The sequence below is a fragment of the Specibacter sp. BI4 genome, from assembly GCF_056680095.1.
In genome coordinates this window covers 671588-690106 of record NZ_CM155265.1, presented here as the reverse complement: position 1 = coordinate 690106, position 18519 = coordinate 671588, and the positions used below count along the sequence as shown (strand labels likewise).

Here is an 18519-nt window from a genome sequence, read left to right as displayed (position 1 = left end):
GAACCCCTTTGAACCTTGAATTTGGAGACAATTATGAACGCTTGGATATTCGTGGCCGCCGATCTTGTGGCAATTATGGTGATGACGTTTGGCATGTACCTGCGCCGGCACCGGCGACGCGACCTGGTGGTCTCCTACCTCGGCATCAACGTTGGCGTCCTGGCCGTGGCAACGGCCCTCTCAAGCTCGGCCGCCGGCGTCGGACTTGGCCTTGGCCTGTTCGGTGTCCTCTCGATCATCCGCCTGCGCTCCACGGAACTGTCCCAGCACGAGGTGGCGTATTACTTCTCCTCGCTGGCCCTGGGCCTGATTGCCGGACTCGGCGTTGAGCCGCTGTGGCTCTCGCTGTCGCTGATGGCGCTGATCCTTGCTGTCATGTTCATTGGCGACAACCCCCGCGTTCTCCCGAAGTACCGCCAGCAAAGCGTCATCCTGGATCAAGCCATCGCCGATCCCGCGGCGCTGAAGGCCCGGCTGGAAGAGGTCCTTGGCGGCACCGTCCACACTGTCATTGTCCAGTGCCTTGACCTGGTCAACGACAAGACCGACGTGGATGTCCGTTTCGAGGTTGGCGTCCACCGCAAACAGGAATCGGCACCGTGCGGCCCGCTCCAGGAACAGCTGCCTTCACCAGAAGGCCGACGCTTTGACCAGGTCGGTGCCTAGTGGAACTGAGCTACCAGAGCACCCTGAACCCCCGGCTGGACACGCTGCCCACCATCAACCTTGAGGACCTGAACACCACGGCGGCATTGCAGACCCGCATCGACCGGAAGTATCTGGTCCCGGTGGACAAATTCACGCAGATTTTCAACACCTTTGACGCGCAGATGCGGGTCCTGGACACCAACGGCTTACAGATCTTCCCCTACGATTCCGTGTACTTCGACACCCCGGGGCTGGACAGCTACCACCTGGCCGCCCATGGCCGGCGCCGACGCTACAAGATCCGGACCCGCAGCTACCTCGACAGCGGCGTCAGCTTCCTTGAGGTCAAAACGGAGGGCTCGCGCAGCGCCACCGTCAAGGAACGCATTCCCTACGACATTGCCGACCGCTCCACCATTACGGATGAAGGTGCGGCCTACATCGCCGAAACACTCGTGGGAACGGGCCAGGCACTGCCTGTCAAACTGTCCCCCGTCCTGGAAACCGTCTACGGGCGGATCACCCTCTACCTGCCGGCCTCCAACAGCCGGGCCACGATCGATGTGAACGTTGCCTGGTCACTGCCCGGGCAGAACCCGCTGATCATGACGGATCAACTGGTGGTGGAGACGAAATCCGGCTCCGCCCCCGGCCAGCTCGACAAACACCTGTGGAGGAACGGCATCCGCCCCTCCCGGATCTCAAAGTTCGCCACCGGCATGGCCACCCTCATGCCACACCTGCCCGCCAACCGCTGGCACCGCACCTTGCGACACAACATGCCGCAACCCCCAAACCAGTAAGGAACACACCATGAGCTTCTTCTCCCGGGCACAACGCGCCACCTCAGTGGCGGCACTCGCCCTGGCCCTGGCCCTGGCTGGCTGTTCAGCCCAGTCATCAGGTTCGACGGCGGATCCCACCTCCGCTGCCACGTCATCGGCCACCAGCGTGGTCACCGGCGGAACGACGGCCGAGCTGGCCAGCAGCGTCGCCGAGTCAACCCACTTCGATGCCGACGACCTGTCGTGGGATGCCGCCAAGGAAACCACTGTGACCCTGGCCGACGGTTCCAGCGCAGCTTCGGGCACCAACGCAGATGCCGTTTCCGTTGATGGCAACACTGTAACCATCGCCGCCGGCGGAACCTACCGGGTTTCCGGAACGCTGGGCGATGGCGGGCTGGTGGTTGCTGCCGGAGAAGAGGATGTAGTCCGCATTATCTTGGACAATGCCACCGTGACCAGCTCCACCGGAGCGGCCGTTGATATTCAAGGCGCCAACGAGGTGCTGCTGTTCCTTGCGGACGGCACAAGCAATACCCTCAGTGATGCCTCCAGCTACACGAACACGGGAACCGATGCCGCCAACGCCGCCGTCTACTCCTTGGCAGACCTCACCCTTGCCGGCACGGGCAAGCTGGCCGTCAGCGGCAACTACCAGGATGGCATTTCCACCAAGGACGGGCTGGTGCTTGCCGCCGGAAATGTCACCGTCACGGCGGCAGATGATGGCATCAAGGGCAAGGACTACACGGTTCTGCTCGACGGCAGCTATTCGGTGGCCGCCGGTGGAGATGGGGTCAAATCCACGAATGACACCGAAACCAACCGCGGCTGGCTGCTGGTGGCCGGTGGAACGCTGAATGTGGCGGCCGGCGATGACGGCATCAAGGCAGCCACGACGCTGACCATCAGCGACGGCACAGCCACCGTGTCCAAATCCGAAGAAGGCCTCGAGGCCGCACACATCGCCATCTCGGGCGGCACCGTCAGCGTCACCTCCAACGACGACGGCCTCAATGCCGCCGGCGGGTCCACCACGACCTCCGACACTGCCGCCAATACCGCCGCAGGGGCCGGCCAAGGCGCCCCGCAAGGCGGCATGGGAGAAGGCGGCATGGGCACCGTGGGCGATTTCTCCCTTGACATCTCCGGCGGCACGGTGACTGTCAACGCGGAGGGCGACGGTCTGGATTCCAATGGCAACGCCACCATCAGCGGCGGCACCGTCGTTGTCAACGGGCCCTCCTCCGATGGGAATGGCGCCCTGGACGTCAACGGCGAGCTGAGCATCACCGGCGGCGCCCTCGCAGCGGCAGGCAGCGCCGGCATGGTTGTCACCCCCGGTGAAACCTCAACCCAGTCCGGCCTCCAGATCAGTTTCGATTCCCCCGTTGCCGCCGGCACAGCAGTTCAGATCACCGACTCAACAGGAGCCGTCGTGGCAACGTTTGTGACCGCAAAGCAAACGGCCTCGATCGTGTTCTCTAGCGCCGACCTAAAGGCCGGTGAGAACTACACCGTCCTCACCGGCGGCACCGCAGATGTCGAGGCTGGTCTCGGCACGGGTTCCCCCACCGGCGCCACGGAAGCGACAACGGCTGTGGCGGGCGAATACACCGCAGGCGGCGGCCCCGGCATGCGCTAAACCCCGCGGCCGTCCCACTAGAAGCATTTCCAACGCAACCCAAGGACCAACCATCATGACAAAAGCACCGTTCCTCAGAAAAATTCGCAAGAAGGCCAAGGCCCTCTCCGCGACGGCGGCCGTCCTCGCACTGGCCCTGTCCGGCTGTTCCGTCTCCGGTGATGGTGCTGTCACGGCCACGGCAGGAACCTCCGTCAACGGAGCCGTCGAACTGTTCGACGCCAATGCCTCCCACGAGGTCAGTCTCACCTGGGATGAAACCGACTACGACGCCATGATCGCGGCCTACAAAAGCGATTCCGACAAGGCCTGGATCAGCGCCGACATCACCATCGATGGAACCCTGATCAAAAACGTCGGAGTCAGGCTCAAGGGCAACTCCACACTGCGAAACCTTGGCGGCACAGGTGGCGGCATGGGCCCGGGCGGCGCAGCCGACGGCACCATGCCAACAGACATGCCCACCGACATGCCCACGGATATGGCAAATATGGGGGGCGGCGCACCCGGCGGCATGGGCGATTCTGCTGACATCTCCGCGGACGATCCGGCGTCCCTGCCATTGCTGATCCGCTTCGACAAGTACGTTGACGGCACAGACTATGAGGGCCTGACCGAATTGGCCGTCCGGCCGGGCACCCCCGTCATCAACGAGGCGCTGGCGCTTTCGGTGACAGCAGCCACTGGCCAGTCCACCCAGCGCTACGCCTACACAACATATTCGGTGAATGGCTCGGCAACCGAGACGCGCCTGTTGCTGGAGAATCCCGATGAGGCCTATGGGGAAAGCATCGACGATGGCGACAGCGTCGTCTTCAAGGCCGACGCGGAATCAAGCTTCAGCTACCAGGGTGACGACCTCTCGGTGTATGAGGACCAATTCAAGCAGCTCAACAAAACAGACACCCAGGACGCCACCCCCATCGTTGACTTCCTCAAATGGTTGGACGAGGCCGACGACGCCACCTTTGACTCCGAACTGGCCAACTGGGTGGACGTGGACTCCTTTGCCAAGTACACAGCCACACAGAACCTGCTGACCAACTCCGACGACATGGCCGGGCCCGGCCAAAACTACTACCTCAGCTACGACCTGACCACGAAGAAGATCTCGGTCATCTCCTGGGACCTCAACCTGGCCCTGAGCGGCAATGCCACAGCCAGTCCGGACGAATCGGCGTCCATGGGTGGCGGCAGCAAGGGCGGAGCCGGAATGCCCGGCGGCGGCAAGGAAGGTGCCGGGGGCAGAATGATGGGCGGTAACACGCTCAAGACCCGCTTCCTTGCCTCGGACACGTTCAAGAAGCTCTACGACTCCGCCTACCAGGAGCTCTACACCCAGGTGTTTGCCGAGGGAACCGCACAATCATTGCTGACCTCCATCACCGAGTCGATACCTGCCAGCGACGGCTTGACCGAGACGGAGATTGCGGAGAAGTCAAAGACGCTGGGAACCTTCATCACCCAACGCGGCGAGGCCCTGGAAAAGGCCCTGGCCGGATGACGTGCGGCAACGTCGCAAGCGCTAGCTCGACGCCACGACGCCCGCGGCCGCGTCGAGGACCGGGCGGGCCGAAATGGCGCCGCCGGTGAGTCCGTTGCCCAGGACGGAAAAGACCAGCAGGCGTCCCTGGGAGTTGACGACGTAGCCGGACAAGGACGTGACAAGGTTCAGGGAACCCGTCTTGGCACGCACCAGTCCGGCACCGTCAAGTGCCGGAGCCGTCACGAATCGGTGTTCCAGGGACCCTGTGAGGCCGGCGACGGGAAGCCCGGGAAGTGCCTGGCCAATGTCTGATGCCGGGTCTGCCAGCATCAGGGACAGCATCTCCACCAGCTGCTGGGCACTGATCAGGTTCCCCGCGGCCAGGCCGGAATTGTCGGTTGTGGCAATGGTGTCCATGGGCATGCCCAGCCCGCCGGCCACCTGGCGGACGGCGGCCACGGCGCCGGTGTTGCTTGCGGCCTTGCCCAGCTTCACGGCGACCATGCGGCCAAGAACCTCCGCCACGTAGTTGTCCGACTCGGACAGCATGTATTGGGTCTGCTCGGCGACGGTGGCTGATTCCACGGAACCCAGCACGGCGCCTGGCAGCACGGCTCCTGACGTCACAGATCCGGACTGCGCCGGCCCGGTCTGGCTCGCGGCATCGCCGGTGGCGGCGGGAGCCTTGCCCCGGGTGATGGCTCCCGTAGTGGCGACCCCGGCATCCTCAAGCGCCTGCGCAAACGCCTCCGCCACGGCAACGGACGAATCCTGTGGCCGCGGACCGGTCAAAACCCCAGGGGAAAAACGCCCTGCGTACAGTGCCATTGGGAAGATCGGGGCAATTTCACCGGCATCCACATCACCGTCGGCCCATTTCGGGTTCAGCGCGGGTCCTGTGAACAAGGAGTCGTCAATGGTCAGGGTCGCCGGTCCCTTGACCCCGGCGCCGGCCAGCGCCTTGGCGGTCTGCTCCGCCAGGGTGGCAAGGCCGGCGTGCCCCATGGCGGAGCCTTCCGCGCCGGCACCGGAGGTGAGCAGGGAGTCACCGCCTGCCAGCAGCACAATCTCATTGGGGCTGGAGCCGGCCACCGCCCGGGTGCTGAACCGGGTGTCGGTGCCGAGGGTCCTGAGCGCGGCGCCCGCGGTGAGCAGTTTCAGGTTGGAGGCAGGGGTCCTTGCCGCCTCGCCATCCTGGGAAAACAGTTCCTCGCCTGTCAGGGCGTCGGTGACGTACATGCTGAACGTGCCCTCGCCGTCGAACATCAACGCCTTCCCCAAACCGGCGGACAGCTTGTCCACATCGGGCAGGGGCGCCGTGGCATCCAGGGGGGCCACGCCGGAGACTTCAGCGAGGGAGGCGGGAGCCGCCTGGGCTGCGGGCAGGACGGCCACGGCGGCCGGATCCTGCGGCAGGAAGACGGGGACCAGCTGCAGGCCGGCCGGAACACTCACGGCGGCCAATGCGCAAATCAGCAAACCGCTCGTCAATACTTTAGACGTGCGTCCCATAGGGCAGGCAGTTCCTTCGCGACTGGTCCCGGCACCGTAAAGGGGGCAGGATTTGGGCAATATCATGCCCGGAAGTTCCGGACGGGTTTTTAGCGCAAGGAAAGCGCCTATATCCTCATACTAGACGGAATTCCTGCGCAAGGCCGCGTCCGGCCGCGCACCCCATGATTGAGGAGCATAACGATGAAGCACGACGTCACCATCGAGATCCCCCGCGGATCACGCGTCAAGTACGAAATTGACCACAAGACAGGCCGTGTCCGCCTGGACCGCGTGCTGTTCACCTCCATGGCGTACCCCACCCATTACGGCTTCTTCGACAACACGCTGGGTGAAGACGGCGACCCGCTGGACGCCCTCGTCATGCTGCAGGACTTTGACCTGCACCCCGGAGTGGTTGTTGACGCCCGCCCCATCGCCGTGTTCAACATGACCGACGACGGCGGCGGCGACGCCAAGGTGCTGTGTGTCGTTGACGACAAGCGTTTTGACCATATCCAGGAACTCTCCGACGTGGACGAATTCCTGGTCAAGGAGATCGAGCACTTCTTCACCCGTTACAAGGACCTGGAGCCCGGCAAGTGGGTCAAGGCCGAGGGCTGGGCCGACCGCGCCGCCGCCGAGGCGGAATTGGAAGCCTCCATCAAGCGCTTCGAAGCAACCGAAGGCCACTGATTCACACACCCAGGCCTTAAGCACGACGGCGGCGCCCCCCTTTCCCGGGGAGCGCCGCCTTTGTTTTCCCCCTGGGGAAGGGGCGCGGGGCAGTTCTGCCCATCGCGGCGTTGTGCGGGTCAGCCTAGACTTGCCACGTCCGATAAATTCCACCTGAGGCAGGCATGTCCAAGAACTCCAATTTCAAAGGCCCGACCCGGATGCTGGACTCCCTCACGGGCGGCCCGGTGTGGCAGTTCACCGTGACCGGGCAGTACTATGTGCGGCCCACCGGGGCCCGCCAGTTTTGGGGCCGCGTCCTGGACGGCATTGTGTTCCTTGCGGCATTCTTGGTGTTCTCGCTGCTTCTGGTCGTGGTGCAGGTGGCCATGGAGAACAGTGCAGCCCTGCAGGGCCTTGCCCCCGGGGACAACTTCTTCATAGTCTTGATCGCCTTGTCCTGGTTTCCGGCCCTGTACATATACGGGATGATCTGGGGCAAGTGGGGCCTGCTCGGTGACCGTGCCGCGCGCATGCGCAGCTTGCGGGTCAAGGACGGCACCATCTCAGGACCGTGGATTGGCGGCTGGCGGGCCATCATCTGGTCGTTCGTGCCGATCTTCATTGTTATTTACATTATCGACTTTTGGGAGGGCGTCGACGTCCCCGACGCCAACTACATTCCGTTCGACCTTGACTCCGGCATTGCCCTGGGGCATCCCCCCGTGATGGACGCCGCACTGATCGCCCGTGAGGAAGCCGCCGTTCGGGCCGAGGCTGAGGCCGATGCCCGCTCCCGCGCAAACCTCCCCAACCTCTATGGAAAAGGACCCGGTGGACGGCCGTAACTGGATGGTCCGCCGGGCTGAAAAGCGGCTTGGGCCCGGACTGGGCAATCTTGTGTACATCGCCTCAACCCGGCGGGTCCGGTGGAGCTGGCTCCTGCCCTGCCTGGCCGTCGGATTCATCTACGGCGTCATCGGCGAGTTCATCGGTGGCCCCCGCTCCACCCGCACGCCGGACCGTTTCGCGGACATACCCCAGTTCATTATTGTTTCCGTCCTGACGGGGCTGGTGCTGTGGGCCCTCACCTTTGCCTACGCCTTCCGCAAGCTTCTGGTGTTCGACGGCGGGATCGTGACCTCCTACGCGCAGATGACGGGCGTCCTCGTTTTTCCGTGGCACCGGGTCAACCCTGCCTCCATCCGGGCCGTGACAACCCAAGACGGCTCCAGCCCAACGACCCTGCTGGCGGCCAAGGAGCTTACACGGCTCGGCCTGCGCGGCCGCTGGGCTGTGGTCTTCCAGGGCAGCCACGAGCCCAACCGCATCACTGCTGCCGACAGCCCGCCTGTCGATGGTTTTTGGACCTTTGAATCCGCCGGCGACCCCGCCATGCTCGTCCACGCCATCGAGCACGCCATGCTGAATGCCCGGGTCCCCGGCGCCGCACATGTCGCAGGCCAGGCCCTGCCTCCCTTCGTGCTGACCACGAAAACGACGTTGGACTGACTCTGGGCCCACGCCCGCGAGGGGCCCCAATGGCGGGTCGCCAGCGACCTGGAATTGGGGAGCGGGTGTCCTGGGCCCACGCCCGCGAGGGGCCCCAATGGCGGGTCGCCAGCGACCTGGAATTGGGGAGCGGGTGGGGACTAGACCAGGCTGCGCAGGACGGCGACAACACCGTCGTCGTACACGGATGCCGTCACCTCATTGGCGGCCGCCTTCACATCGTCCCCTGCCTGTCCCATGGCTACGCCGCGGGCTGCCCAGCGCAGCATTTCAACGTCATTGGAGCCGTCGCCCACGGCCACCGTCAGGGTGCAGTCCACGTCCAGCGAGGCGCGCACCACCTCGAGTGCCGACGCCTTGGTGATGCCTTCGGCGGCAATGTCGAGCCAGGCGCTCCAGCCGATGGCGTAGGTGACTCCGTGCAGGCCCGCTGCGGCAATGGCGTCGGCGAACTCCTGGGTGGTTGCCTCGGCACTGTTGACGACCACCCGTACGGCCTTCGCCTGCAGCAGGTGCTGGAAGTCGACGCCGCGGGCCTCGATGCCAAAACTGTCGTCCTGGAAGCGTTCAGTCGACAGGAAGTTGCCTTCGTGGTCTTCAAGGGCGAAGCGGGCCCCTGGAACGCCCTCGCGCAAGGCGTTCAGTGCCGGGGCCGGATCAAACGTCACACGTTCGATGATCTCGTATCCGTCGGCCAGTTCGGGGTCAAGGCGGATGGTCACACCACCGTTGGAGCACACTCCGTAGCCGCTGCGCAGGCCGAGCATCTCCGCGATGGGAAGCAGCGCGCCGAGCGAGCGTCCGGTGGCGATGATGACGTGGTGGCCCGCGTCAATGACGGCCTTCGCCGCGTCACGGACGTCGTCTGTCATGATGCCGTCGTGGTCGACAAGTGTGCCGTCCACGTCAAGGGCAACAAGGTACTTGGTTGTTTCATTGGTCCGGTCATCGATGCCGGAGATTACATTATTAACTGTCATTGTCATATCTCCAGTGAAACAGAGTGGCCTGACAATGGCACATATTTTGGCTGTTAAAGCCGTGAACGCCGGGTTAATACCCACAGCTGTTTGCACAGTGTGAGTATTAACCCCGGCGTTCATCCTGGCCGCAGGCGGCCTGGAAATTACAGGACCGGGAACACTTCCAGGCCGCCCATGTACTTGCGCAGGGCGACAGGGACATTCACCGAACCATCGGCGTTCTGGTGGTGTTCGAGGATGGCCACGATCCAGCGCGTGGTGGCCAGCGTGCCGTTGAGCGTGGCCACGGCGCGGGTGCTGCCCTTGCCGCCGTCTTCGGCAACCTGGCGTTCGCGGATGTTCAGGCGGCGGGCCTGGAACGTGGTGCAGTTGGAGGTGGACGTCAGTTCGCGGTAGGCGTCCTGGGTGGGGACCCACGCCTCGCAGTCGAACTTGCGGGACGCGGACATGCCCAGGTCGCCGGCCGCGGTGTCGATGACACGGTAGGGCAGCTCAACCTTGGCCAGCATTTCCTCTTCCCAGGCCAGCAGGCGCTGGTGCTCCTCGGCGGCCTTTTCAACAGTGGTGTAGACAAACATTTCCACCTTGTTGAATTGGTGCACGCGGATGATGCCGCGCGTGTCCTTGCCGTGCGAGCCTGCCTCGCGGCGGTAGCAGGAGGACCAGCCGGCGTAGCGGACTGGCTCGTCCACCTTGATGATCTCGTTGCCGTGGTACCCGGCCAGGGCCACCTCGGAGGTGCCCACAAGGTACAGGTCGTCGTCGGCGAGACGGTAGATCTCGGCGTCGTGCTCCACGTCAAAGCCGGTGCCGGCCATGGTTTCGGGCAGCACGAGCGTTGGGGTGATCATGGGTGTGAAGCCGGCTTCGATGGCCTGGTCCATGGCTAGCTGCAACAACGCCATTTCCAGGCGGGCGCCGACTCCCTTGAGGAAGTAGAAGCGCGATCCGGAGACCTTGGCGCCGCGTTCCATGTCGATGGCGCCAATAAGTTCGCCGATTTCAAGGTGGTCCTTGGGCTTGAAATCGGGGAATTCGCGGGGTGTGCCGACCGTCTTGAGCACCACAAAGTCGTCTTCGCCGCCCTCGGGGACTCCGTCGGCGACAAGGTTGGGAAGGCTGCGCACCAGGACATCCTGCTCGGCGCTGGCCGCGTCGGAGGCGGCTCCGGCTGCCTTGACAGCGGCAGACAGTTCCTTGACCTCGGCGAGGAGGGCCTGCTTTTCCTCGCCCTTGGCCTTGGCCACCTTCTTGCCGAAGGCATTTTGTTCGGCCCGCAATGCCTCAAAAGAGCTGATCGCCGACTTCCGGGAGCTGTCGGCGGCGATGATGGCGTCCACCACAGACGGTTCGGCACCGCGCGCACGCTGGCTGGCTCGGTAAATTTCGGGATTTTCGCAGAGGTCTCGTACATCGATCACGCCCTAAGCCTATCGAATCAATGCAACTTCACGGGATATGGTTGGTGAATCATGCCAACTGAACTCCTTTTCGCCATTATTGTGGTCATCCTTGTGCTCGTTATTGCCATTAGCTGGCTGGGGGTGCGCAAGCTCGCACAGAAGCACACGCGCAGCGCCGTGGGCGATTCCCCGCACAAGATTCATCTGGCAAAGCAGCAGGTGGTGTTCATCTTCAACCCCACCAAAAATGGGGTCAGCGACGCCAAGGCGTTGATCACCCGGTCCGTGTCCAAGGCCGACTGGCCCACCCCCATTTTCCTGGAGACCACCGCCGAGGACCCGGGCTTCGCCATGGCCGGGGCCGCGCTGGAGGCCAAGGCCGACGTCGTCATTGTGGGCGGTGGCGACGGAACCGTGCGCGCCGTGGCCCAGACCCTGCGCCACACCGAGGTGCCCCTGGCCATTGTCCCGCTGGGCACCGGAAACCTGCTGGCCCGCAATCTGCATTTGGATGTCACTGACATTGCGGGCAGCGTGCAGGTTGCCTTGTTTGGGCACCAGCGCCACATCGATGCCGGGTTGATGGAGATCGAGAACGAGGTCACCGGCTCTGTTTCCAGGCATTCCTTCATGGTCATTGCCGGGCTGGGCATGGATGCCGATGTCATGAATGACACCAATTCCAAGCTGAAACAGCATGTCGGCTGGCTGGCCTACAGCGAGGCGGGGCTGCGCCACATGGCCGGGCCGCGCAAGAAGGTGAGCATCGCACTCGATGACGAGCCGGCACAGCAGCGCAAGGTCCGTTCGGTCATGTTTGCCAACTGCGGACTGCTCCCGGGTGGCATCGACTTTGTGCCCAACGCCTTGATTGACGACGGCGTCCTCGACATTGTGGTGGTCAGCCCCCGCAGCGCCCTGGGCTGGCTGGCGATGGCGGGCAAGGTCGTGTTCCAGCACAAGAACCACTTGCCGGTCATTGACTTTTACCGTTCGCAGAACCTGACGATCCGCACCGTCATGCCGGTGGAAACACAGATCGACGGCGACCCGTCGGGACCAGCCACGTCCGTCAAGGTCAGTGTGGAGCCCAAAGCGGTGTTGGTGCGGGTTGCCGCACCAAACAACCCGGCATAACGCTGCGTCGGGTCAGTCCGTTTCCGGGCGCTGTGACTGTTCGCGGATGAGGCGTTCCTCTTCGTCAAAGCGCAGTTCGTTGGCGTCGTCGCCCTCGTCCCCGACCGAGGTGTCCCGGCCGCCGGAATGGCCGGGGTTGACGATGGTGCCGTCCCCGCTGTTGCCCTTGACTGCATGCGCATCCATGGTTGATTCGCCTCTTCCCTGTTGGGACCAATGTTTCGGTACCCAAAACTGCTGTCGTTCAGATACGCCAAGCATAGGCTTGCCCGTCCCGCAGCGAAAGCGGCGCGCCGCGGCCAGGCCCCACAAAGGGGCCATGACATTACAAGTGGGCCATGGAATTCGTGCCCGTCGGGAAGCTATCCCAGCAGCGAGCCCACCCACGCTGAAGCGTCGCCGAACGCCGCATCCGAGTTGTACGGGCGGATCAGCGGAGGCTGCTTGTCAGCCCGCGGGTACGACCCCAGGAAGCGCATGTCGGGGCTGACCCGGTGCAGGCCCCGCAGGGCATCGGCCACGCGGGCGTCGCGGATGTGACCGTCCACATCGACACTAAAAATGTAGTGGCCCAGGAACTGTCCCGTGGGCCGGGATTCAATGCGGCTCAGGTTCACGCCGCGGCTGGCAAACTGCTCCAAAATGGCCATCAGCGCCCCGGGGTGGTCCTCGGGCAGCGGAATGGCCAGGGTCGTCTTGTCGGCGCCCGTCTGTTCGGGCAGGGAGCCGGGCCGGCCCACCAGCACAAACCGGGTGACGGCACCGAGATTGTCCTCGATGCCTGCGGCCAGAATGGTCAGCCCGGTTTGCTCGGCAACCAGGGGGGCACACACGGCAGCCTGGAACGCGTCGGTGCCGGTCAGCAGCGCGTGGGCGGCAGCCGCCGTCGAATTTGCCGGCACATGGCTGGCCAGGGGCAGGTGTCCGCCAAACCAGTCGCGTGTTTGTGCCCAGGCGTGCGGGTGGGTGCCCACGGCCGTGATGTCTGCCAGCCCGACGCCGGCGGGGGCCACGAGCACAAAGCTCACCGGCACCACCACTTCATGGAGGATGCGCAGCTCCATGCCGTTGGAAATGGCGTCCAGGGTTGCCGGCACGCCGCCCTCAATGGAGTTCTCGATGGGCAGCATCGCGGCAAACGCTTCCCCGGCACGCACCTTGGCCAGGGCGGCGGCGGCGTTCGTCGAGGGAACCCGTGCCATGTCCACGGCACCCGGAACCTGCAGCAGGGCAGCCTCCGTAAAAGTCCCCTCCGGCCCAAGGAATGTCAGGGGCAGGGCGGCATCATTGGGCACGGAAATCATCGGGGACCTGTCTGAAATGTTGAAGCGAACAATGAATCAGGGCACGCTGAGTCAGAGGACGCGGGGGGCTTCCGTGGTGGTGGAAACCATGGGCTTTTCGGCTTCAAACCAGGCACCCATGCCGCCAACGACGTTGAAGGCGCTGTAACCGTTTTGATTCAGCCAGGTGGTGGCCCGGAAGGAACGCCCGCCGGTCCGGCAGATGACATTCAAGTCAACGTCGGGGTCAAGCTCTTCCAGGCGTGCCGGAAGCTGCTCCAGGGGAATGTGAATGGCGCCGTCAACATGCCCGGCTTCCCATTCATAGTCTTCACGGACATCCAGGATCACCGCATCCCCGTCCAGTTCGGAAACGGTGACGTTCATGATGTCTGACATGTGTTTTCTCCTTGGCGCTAAAGATCAATACTCGTTAAGGGTAGCCCCGTTCGCAGGACCCGAATGTGACGATCTGTGACAGTAGTGCAAAAATTGGTGTTGTGAGTTCACAAAACAGCCCCGCCGATTCGGCCAAGGCACCACCAGTCACCCGCGACACATCCTTCTTCGGACAGCCAAAGATGCTGCTGAACCTCTTCAGCGTTGAGCTGTGGGAGCGGTTCTCTTTCTACGGCATGCAGGGGATCCTTGCGTACTACATGTACTACTCGGTCACCCGGGGCGGTCTCGGCATTGACGAGGGCACCGCCCTGGGCATCGTCGGTGCCTACGGCGGCGGTGTTTACCTGTCGACCATTCTTGGCGCCTGGGTTGCCGACCGCCTGATGGGCTCGGAAAAGGTCTTGTTCTACAGTGCCATCATGATCATGGCGGGCCACCTGTCACTGGCCTTGCTGCCCGGCGCGGCAGGCCTCACCGCAGGGCTGATCCTCATCGGCGTGGGCTCCGGCGGGTTGAAGGCCAACGCCACGTCCCTGGTGGGCACCCTGTACGCCAAGGACGATGACCGGCGCGACGCCGGCTTCTCCATTTTCTACATGGGCATCAACATTGGCGGGCTCATCGGCCCGTTGGCCACTGGCTGGCTGCAGGTCACGTGGGGCTTCCACATCGGTTTCGCCGCCGCGGCCGTCGGCATGGGCTTCGGCTTGCTCCAGTACGGTCTGACACGCAAGAACCTGCCCGAGTCCGCCCACCGCATCGCCAACCCGCTGCCCAAGTCGCAGTACGGCAAGGTCGGCGCCCTGGCCGGTGCCGCCGTCGTGCTCATCATTGCAGCCGTCGCCCTGAAGCTCATCACGGCCGAGAACCTCAAGTGGGTCATCGTCGCCGTCGTCATTCTGGCCACGATCGCCTACTTTGCCGTGATCCTTGCGAACAAGACAGTGACCGGTGCCGAGCGCAGCCGCGTGTATTCATTCATGCCGCTGTTCCTTGCCAGCGCCGTGTTCTGGTCACTGTTCCAGCAGCAGTTCACAGTCATCGCCCTGTACTCCGACAAGCGCCTTGACCGCAGCATCCTCGGCTGGGAGATCCCGGCCAGCTGGGTGACCTCCATCAACCCGGTGTTCATCATCGTCCTGGCCGGCGTGTTTGCGGCTGTCTGGACCAAGTGGGGCCCGCGCCAGCCCGGCACACCCGTGAAATTCTCGGTGGCGCTTGTTGTGATGGGCCTGGCGTACCTGTCCTTCATCCCGTTCGCCGGCATGGCCTCAGTGCCCATGATGGCCATTGTCTTCATCCTGCTGCTGTTCACGGTTGCGGAGCTCATGCTCTCCCCCGTGGGCCTGTCGCTGGCCACGAAGCTGGCACCCGCCGCATTCCAAACCCAGATGGTGGCGTTGTTCTTCCTGTCCGTGTCGCTTGGCACGGCCATGTCGGGCGTCCTGGCCCAGTGGTACGACCCCGCCAATGAGACCCCGTACTTCCTTGTCATCGGCCTGGTCTCGATGGTGTTCGGTGTGCTGCTGTTCGCGGTCAAGAAGCCCATCAAGAAGCTGATGGCCGGCGTCATGTAGCACCCTCCCGTGCTGCAGCGCTTTCTTCAGGCACGACGGCGGCACCCACCCTTCGCTTTGGCGTTGTGTGGGTGCCGCTTGGGTTAAGGCGTTAGTAGGAGCCGGATCCCATGATGCCAATGAACATGAAGGCGTAGAGCCCGCCAAAAATGAGCAGCGCCAGATAGTTGGTGATCAGGCCGGTGATGGCGAAGGCGCGACCCTGCGGGTTCTCCCGGCGCAAGCCCAGGTGGCCCAGGATGACTCCCACGATCTGTGGGATCAGGAAGAATCCAAAACCCACCACCAGCGATGCCAGGCCAATGATCATGCTGGTCAGGCTCAGTCCGCGCGGGCCGCTGTTGACCTCCAAGTAGCCCGGGCCGCCCTGGTAGTAGGTTGGTGCGGCGTACTGCGGACCCTGCGGGTTCGGGTACTGCTGGCCGTACGCGGAAGCCGGCGGAGCCTGGAACTGCTGGTTCTGGCCGTTGTACGTGCCCTGCGACGCCGGGGCCGGGTACTGCGGTGTTGGGTATTGGGGTGCCTGGTACTGGGGCGCCTGGTATTGGGGTGCCTGGTACTGGGGCGCCTGGTACTGGGCTTCCTGATACGGCGGCACAGGTGGGGCGTTGTAACCCGGGGGCGTGTAATCGTCGGGCTGTCCCGTATAGGGCTGTGGCTGGTCCGGTTGATTCGACACTGCTGGCTCCTGCTGGAAATTGTTCCCGAAGTGCGGGAAACGTACGAGGTAAAGTTGCCTCCCATCGTAGTGCAGCATTCGCAGCCCGACGGAGAAGTCGCCCGAAATATAGTTCACAGTATGGTCAGCGGGTGCCAAATGTGCTCCCGCTCTGGCATGCTGTGAGCATGGCTAGCCGCGCGGGCACTGTTGCCCTTCCCCAAGACCTTGTTGACCTGTCCACGTTGTTGGATGCGTACTACGACCTGACCCCGGATCTCAGCGATCCGGCGCAGCGTGTCGCCTTTGGTACCTCGGGGCACAGAGGTTCCTCACTAAAGTCCTCCTTCAACGAAGGCCACATTGCAGCCATCACACAGGCCATTGTTGAGTACCGGGCAGGACAGGGCATCACGGGCCCGCTGTTCATGGGCAAGGACACGCACGCCTTGAGCGAACCGGCGCAAAACACGGCCCTCGAAGTGTTGGCCGGCAACGGCGTGGAAGTACTGATCGATGCCCGCCATGGCTACACACCGACCCCGGCTGTTTCGCACGCCATTCTCAGCCACAACAAGGGCCGCACCGATGCATTGGCGGACGGCATTGTGGTGACTCCATCCCACAACCCGCCCGGCGACGGCGGTTTCAAGTACAACCCCCCGCACGGCGGCCCGGCCGATTCCGACGCCACCGGCTGGATCGCGAACCGTGCCAATGAACTTCTGGAAGACGGCCTGCGCGGCGTGCACCGGGTGCAGCTGAAAGAGGCCATGGCCGCCTCCACCACGGGCAAGTTTGATTTCCTCTCCGGCTACGTTGACGACCTTCCCTCGGTCCTGGACCTGGACGCCATCCGCGCCGCCGGCGTGCGCATCGGCGCCGACCCGATGGGCGGGGCCTCCGTTGACTATTGGGGCGAGATCGGCGAACGGCACCACCTGGACCTGACGGTGGTCAACCCCACTGTTGATCCGCAGTGGGCGTTCATGACGCTGGACTGGGATGAGAAGATCCGCATGGACTGCTCCTCACCGTCGGCGATGGCCTCGCTGATCAACAAGCTCAAGGCCGGCGCGCCCTATGACATTGCCACGGGGAACGACGCCGACGCCGACCGCCACGGCATCGTCACCCCCGACGCCGGGCTGATGAACCCCAACCATTACCTGGCCGTCGCCATCCAGTACCTGTACACGCACCGTTCGCAGTGGCCCGCCACCGCCGGTGTGGGCAAGACGCTGGTGTCCTCGTCCATCATTGACAGGGTGGCAGCCGATCTTGGCCGCCAGCTCGTCGAGGTCCCCGTCGGCTTCAAGTGGTTCGTACCGGGACTGCTCTCCGGCGAAGGCGTGTTCGGTGGCGAGGAATCGGCAGGCGCCTCCTTCGTGAAGAAGGACGGATCCGTCTGGACCACCGACAAGGACGGCATCCTGTTGGCCCTGCTCGCCTCTGAAATCACGGCCGTCACCGGCAAGTCACCGTCCGCGCACTACAGTGACCTGACAGACCGCTTTGGGGCGCCGTCGTACGCCCGCATTGACGCGGCTGCAACCCGCGAGCAAAAAGCGGCACTCGGCAAGCTGTCCGCGGCCGACGTCACCGCCACCTCGCTGGCCGGTGAAACCATCACCGCCAAGCTGACGGAGGCACCCGGCAACGGGGCAGCCATCGGCGGTCTGAAGGTCACCACCGAAAATGCCTGGTTCGCGGCACGCCCCTCCGGCACCGAGGACGTGTACAAGATCTACGCCGAGTCGTTCAAGGGCGACGAGCACCTGGCCCTGGTCCAGGCCGAGGCGAAGGCGCTCGTGGACGGCGTCATCTCCTAGCGCCACAGTTCCGGCCGAGGAGTCGGATAGTCCCCCGAAAAATGCCGATCCGGCAACTAGTGGTGGGCGCCGATTTCGTGGTCGGAGTGGCCTGCCGGCTCGAGCTGGAACGTTGAGTGCTCGATGCTGACCTTGAAGTGGCCCGCGACGCAGGTCTGGAGCGCGTCGAGCATTTGCGGGGCGTGACCGTCGTGGAAGCATTCGTCGTCAACCACCACGTGGGCCGACAGGATGGGCAGGCCCGTGGCGATCTGGCTTGCGTGCAGGTCATGGACGCTGCGCACGTGATCGATGCCCAGGATGTGGCTGCGGACTTCGTCCAGGTCAAGGCCCGACGGCGTCGACTCAAGCAGGACGCTGATGGTCTCCAGCAACAGCTTCACGGTGCGCGGCAGGATCAAGGCGCCAATGAGCATGGCCACCACTGCGTCGGCCTGCATCCAGCCGGTTGTTGAAATCACGATCGCGGCCACGATCACGGCCACGGAGCCGAGCGCGTCGTTCACGACCTCCAGGAACGCGGCGCGCATGTTGAAGTTCTTGCTGCGCCCGCCCATCAGCACAAACATGGACACGATGTTGCCGAGCAGGCCGATGGCCCCGAAAACGATCATCTCATCGGAGGCGATGTCGGTGGGCCTGAAAAGCCTTTGCACGCCTTCAACCAAAACAATGAGCCCGACGGCGAGAAGCACCGCGGCTTGCGCCGTGGCGGCAAGCACCTCCGCACGGGCAAATCCCCAGGTGCGTTTGCTGGTTGCCGGGCGGGTCATCAGGCGCGCGGCCAGCAGCGCCATGGCCAGCCCCCCGGCGTCGGTGAGGACGTGGGCCGAGTCAAAGAGCAGCGCCAGCGAGCCGGTCAGGATGGAGCCGATGACCTGGAAGGCAAACACCACCAGCGTGATTCCCAGCGCAACGGCAATGCGGCCCTGGTGGCTGTCGCCGGGGGCGCCCGCGTGGGAGTGATTGTGACCAGACATGGTTCAATAGTACATCGAACGC

Annotated in this window: 18 protein-coding genes; 10 read left to right on the top strand and 8 right to left on the bottom strand. The window is 64.0% G+C overall.

Translation table 11 applies throughout. The annotated features are described in order from the left end of the window. Positions 1–33: 33 nt before the first annotated feature. Genes AC1L6K_RS03220 through AC1L6K_RS03205 form a run of 4 tightly spaced genes read left to right on the top strand, consistent with a single transcriptional unit; the run spans position 34 to position 4582 of the window. On the top strand, positions 34–666 hold the full coding sequence (locus AC1L6K_RS03220; protein ID WP_480951297.1) for a DUF4956 domain-containing protein: 633 nt from the start codon (positions 34–36) through the stop codon (positions 664–666). Then, the gene (locus tag AC1L6K_RS03215; protein ID WP_480951296.1) at positions 666–1451 is read left to right on the top strand and encodes a polyphosphate polymerase domain-containing protein; all 786 of its coding nucleotides are present in this window, start codon (positions 666–668) and stop codon (positions 1449–1451) included. Before AC1L6K_RS03220 ends, AC1L6K_RS03215 begins: the two co-directional genes overlap by 1 nt. Positions 1452–1461: 10 nt before the next feature. Continuing rightward, entirely contained in the window at positions 1462–3078 is a 1617-nt protein-coding gene (locus tag AC1L6K_RS03210) for a carbohydrate-binding domain-containing protein (RefSeq protein ID WP_480951295.1), read from the top strand. A 55-nt stretch (positions 3079–3133) separates the two neighbouring features. After that, entirely contained in the window at positions 3134–4582 is a 1449-nt protein-coding gene (locus tag AC1L6K_RS03205; protein ID WP_480951294.1) for a CotH kinase family protein, read from the top strand. Between the two features lie 21 nt (positions 4583–4603). On the opposite strand, the gene AC1L6K_RS03200 is transcribed toward AC1L6K_RS03205, so the two are convergent. Beyond that, positions 4604–6076: a D-alanyl-D-alanine carboxypeptidase/D-alanyl-D-alanine-endopeptidase gene (locus AC1L6K_RS03200; protein WP_480951293.1), complete on the bottom strand. Its 1473-nt coding sequence runs from the start codon at positions 6074–6076 to the stop codon at positions 4604–4606. A 183-nt stretch (positions 6077–6259) separates the two neighbouring features. Here AC1L6K_RS03200 and AC1L6K_RS03195 point away from each other — a divergent pair, with 183 nt between their 5' ends. The 3 genes from AC1L6K_RS03195 to AC1L6K_RS03185 all read left to right on the top strand — a co-directional run bounded on the left by AC1L6K_RS03195 (position 6260) and on the right by AC1L6K_RS03185 (position 8242). After that, on the top strand, positions 6260–6751 hold the full coding sequence (locus tag AC1L6K_RS03195) for an inorganic diphosphatase (protein ID WP_480951292.1): 492 nt from the start codon (positions 6260–6262) through the stop codon (positions 6749–6751). Positions 6752–6951: 200 nt separating this feature from the next. Continuing rightward, on the top strand, positions 6952–7578 hold the full coding sequence (locus AC1L6K_RS03190) for a hypothetical protein (protein WP_480951291.1): 627 nt from the start codon (positions 6952–6954) through the stop codon (positions 7576–7578). Then, on the top strand, positions 7550–8242 hold the full coding sequence (locus tag AC1L6K_RS03185; protein WP_480951290.1) for a hypothetical protein: 693 nt from the start codon (positions 7550–7552) through the stop codon (positions 8240–8242). The genes AC1L6K_RS03190 and AC1L6K_RS03185 overlap by 29 nt, the downstream gene beginning before the upstream one ends. A 140-nt stretch (positions 8243–8382) precedes the next feature. On the opposite strand, the gene AC1L6K_RS03180 is transcribed toward AC1L6K_RS03185, so the two are convergent. Further along, positions 8383–9228, bottom strand: coding sequence for an HAD family hydrolase (locus tag AC1L6K_RS03180; RefSeq protein WP_480951289.1), 846 nt, complete (start codon positions 9226–9228; stop codon positions 8383–8385). Positions 9229–9368: 140 nt separating this feature from the next. Then, on the bottom strand, positions 9369–10646 hold the full coding sequence (gene serS / locus AC1L6K_RS03175; protein WP_480951288.1) for a serine--tRNA ligase: 1278 nt from the start codon (positions 10644–10646) through the stop codon (positions 9369–9371). Between the two features lie 51 nt (positions 10647–10697). On the opposite strand from serS, the gene AC1L6K_RS03170 reads away from it, so the two are divergent. After that, positions 10698–11765 (top strand): diacylglycerol/lipid kinase family protein, encoded by a 1068-nt coding sequence (locus tag AC1L6K_RS03170; protein ID WP_480951287.1) that lies wholly within the window; start codon positions 10698–10700, stop codon positions 11763–11765. Positions 11766–11777: 12 nt separating this feature from the next. Here AC1L6K_RS03170 and AC1L6K_RS03165 read toward each other — a convergent pair whose 3' ends face one another. The 3 genes from AC1L6K_RS03165 to AC1L6K_RS03155 all read right to left on the bottom strand — a co-directional run bounded on the left by AC1L6K_RS03165 (position 11778) and on the right by AC1L6K_RS03155 (position 13447). Continuing rightward, positions 11778–11951: a hypothetical protein gene (locus AC1L6K_RS03165; RefSeq protein ID WP_480951286.1), complete on the bottom strand. Its 174-nt coding sequence runs from the start codon at positions 11949–11951 to the stop codon at positions 11778–11780. Between the two features lie 176 nt (positions 11952–12127). Continuing rightward, positions 12128–13069, bottom strand: coding sequence for a prephenate dehydratase (gene pheA / locus AC1L6K_RS03160; protein ID WP_480951285.1), 942 nt, complete (start codon positions 13067–13069; stop codon positions 12128–12130). 51 nt (positions 13070–13120) lie between these two features. After that, on the bottom strand, positions 13121–13447 hold the full coding sequence (locus tag AC1L6K_RS03155; RefSeq protein ID WP_480951284.1) for a rhodanese-like domain-containing protein: 327 nt from the start codon (positions 13445–13447) through the stop codon (positions 13121–13123). A gap of 101 nt (positions 13448–13548) precedes the next feature. Between AC1L6K_RS03155 and AC1L6K_RS03150 the strand changes: the two genes are divergently transcribed. Further along, positions 13549–15027, top strand: a complete 1479-nt coding sequence (locus AC1L6K_RS03150) for a peptide MFS transporter (RefSeq protein ID WP_480951283.1) — start codon at positions 13549–13551, stop codon at positions 15025–15027. 91 nt (positions 15028–15118) lie between these two features. Here AC1L6K_RS03150 and AC1L6K_RS03145 read toward each other — a convergent pair whose 3' ends face one another. Beyond that, positions 15119–15706 carry a DUF4190 domain-containing protein gene (locus AC1L6K_RS03145; protein ID WP_480951282.1) on the bottom strand — a complete coding sequence of 196 codons (588 nt, stop codon included), beginning with the start codon at positions 15704–15706 and terminating at the stop codon, positions 15119–15121. 167 nt (positions 15707–15873) lie between these two features. Between AC1L6K_RS03145 and pgm the strand changes: the two genes are divergently transcribed. Continuing rightward, a complete protein-coding gene (gene pgm / locus AC1L6K_RS03140) occupies positions 15874–17517 on the top strand; it encodes a phosphoglucomutase (alpha-D-glucose-1,6-bisphosphate-dependent) (RefSeq protein ID WP_480951281.1) in 1644 nt (547 codons plus the stop codon). Between the two features lie 56 nt (positions 17518–17573). On the opposite strand, the gene AC1L6K_RS03135 is transcribed toward pgm, so the two are convergent. Then, positions 17574–18497, bottom strand: coding sequence for a cation diffusion facilitator family transporter (locus AC1L6K_RS03135; RefSeq protein WP_480951280.1), 924 nt, complete (start codon positions 18495–18497; stop codon positions 17574–17576). Positions 18498–18519: the final 22 nt, after the last annotated feature.

What these genes read in the sequence shown, in the direction of transcription:
- AC1L6K_RS03220 (WP_480951297.1), top strand. Translation starts at nt 34, where the DNA reads ATGAACGCTTGGATATTCGTGGCCGCCGATCTTGTGGCAATTATGGTG.
- AC1L6K_RS03210 (WP_480951295.1), top strand. Translation starts at nt 1,462, where the DNA reads ATGAGCTTCTTCTCCCGGGCACAACGCGCCACCTCAGTGGCGGCACTC.
- AC1L6K_RS03205 (WP_480951294.1), top strand. Translation starts at nt 3,134, where the DNA reads ATGACAAAAGCACCGTTCCTCAGAAAAATTCGCAAGAAGGCCAAGGCC.
- AC1L6K_RS03200 (WP_480951293.1), bottom strand. Translation starts at nt 6,076, where the DNA reads ATGGGACGCACGTCTAAAGTATTGACGAGCGGTTTGCTGATTTGCGCA.
- AC1L6K_RS03195 (WP_480951292.1), top strand. Translation starts at nt 6,260, where the DNA reads ATGAAGCACGACGTCACCATCGAGATCCCCCGCGGATCACGCGTCAAG.
- AC1L6K_RS03190 (WP_480951291.1), top strand. Translation starts at nt 6,952, where the DNA reads ATGCTGGACTCCCTCACGGGCGGCCCGGTGTGGCAGTTCACCGTGACC.
- AC1L6K_RS03185 (WP_480951290.1), top strand. Translation starts at nt 7,550, where the DNA reads ATGGAAAAGGACCCGGTGGACGGCCGTAACTGGATGGTCCGCCGGGCT.
- AC1L6K_RS03180 (WP_480951289.1), bottom strand. Translation starts at nt 9,228, where the DNA reads ATGACAATGACAGTTAATAATGTAATCTCCGGCATCGATGACCGGACC.
- AC1L6K_RS03170 (WP_480951287.1), top strand. Translation starts at nt 10,698, where the DNA reads ATGCCAACTGAACTCCTTTTCGCCATTATTGTGGTCATCCTTGTGCTC.
- AC1L6K_RS03165 (WP_480951286.1), bottom strand. Translation starts at nt 11,951, where the DNA reads ATGGATGCGCATGCAGTCAAGGGCAACAGCGGGGACGGCACCATCGTC.
- pheA (WP_480951285.1), bottom strand. Translation starts at nt 13,069, where the DNA reads ATGATTTCCGTGCCCAATGATGCCGCCCTGCCCCTGACATTCCTTGGG.
- AC1L6K_RS03155 (WP_480951284.1), bottom strand. Translation starts at nt 13,447, where the DNA reads ATGTCAGACATCATGAACGTCACCGTTTCCGAACTGGACGGGGATGCG.
- pgm (WP_480951281.1), top strand. Translation starts at nt 15,874, where the DNA reads ATGGCTAGCCGCGCGGGCACTGTTGCCCTTCCCCAAGACCTTGTTGAC.
- AC1L6K_RS03135 (WP_480951280.1), bottom strand. Translation starts at nt 18,497, where the DNA reads ATGTCTGGTCACAATCACTCCCACGCGGGCGCCCCCGGCGACAGCCAC.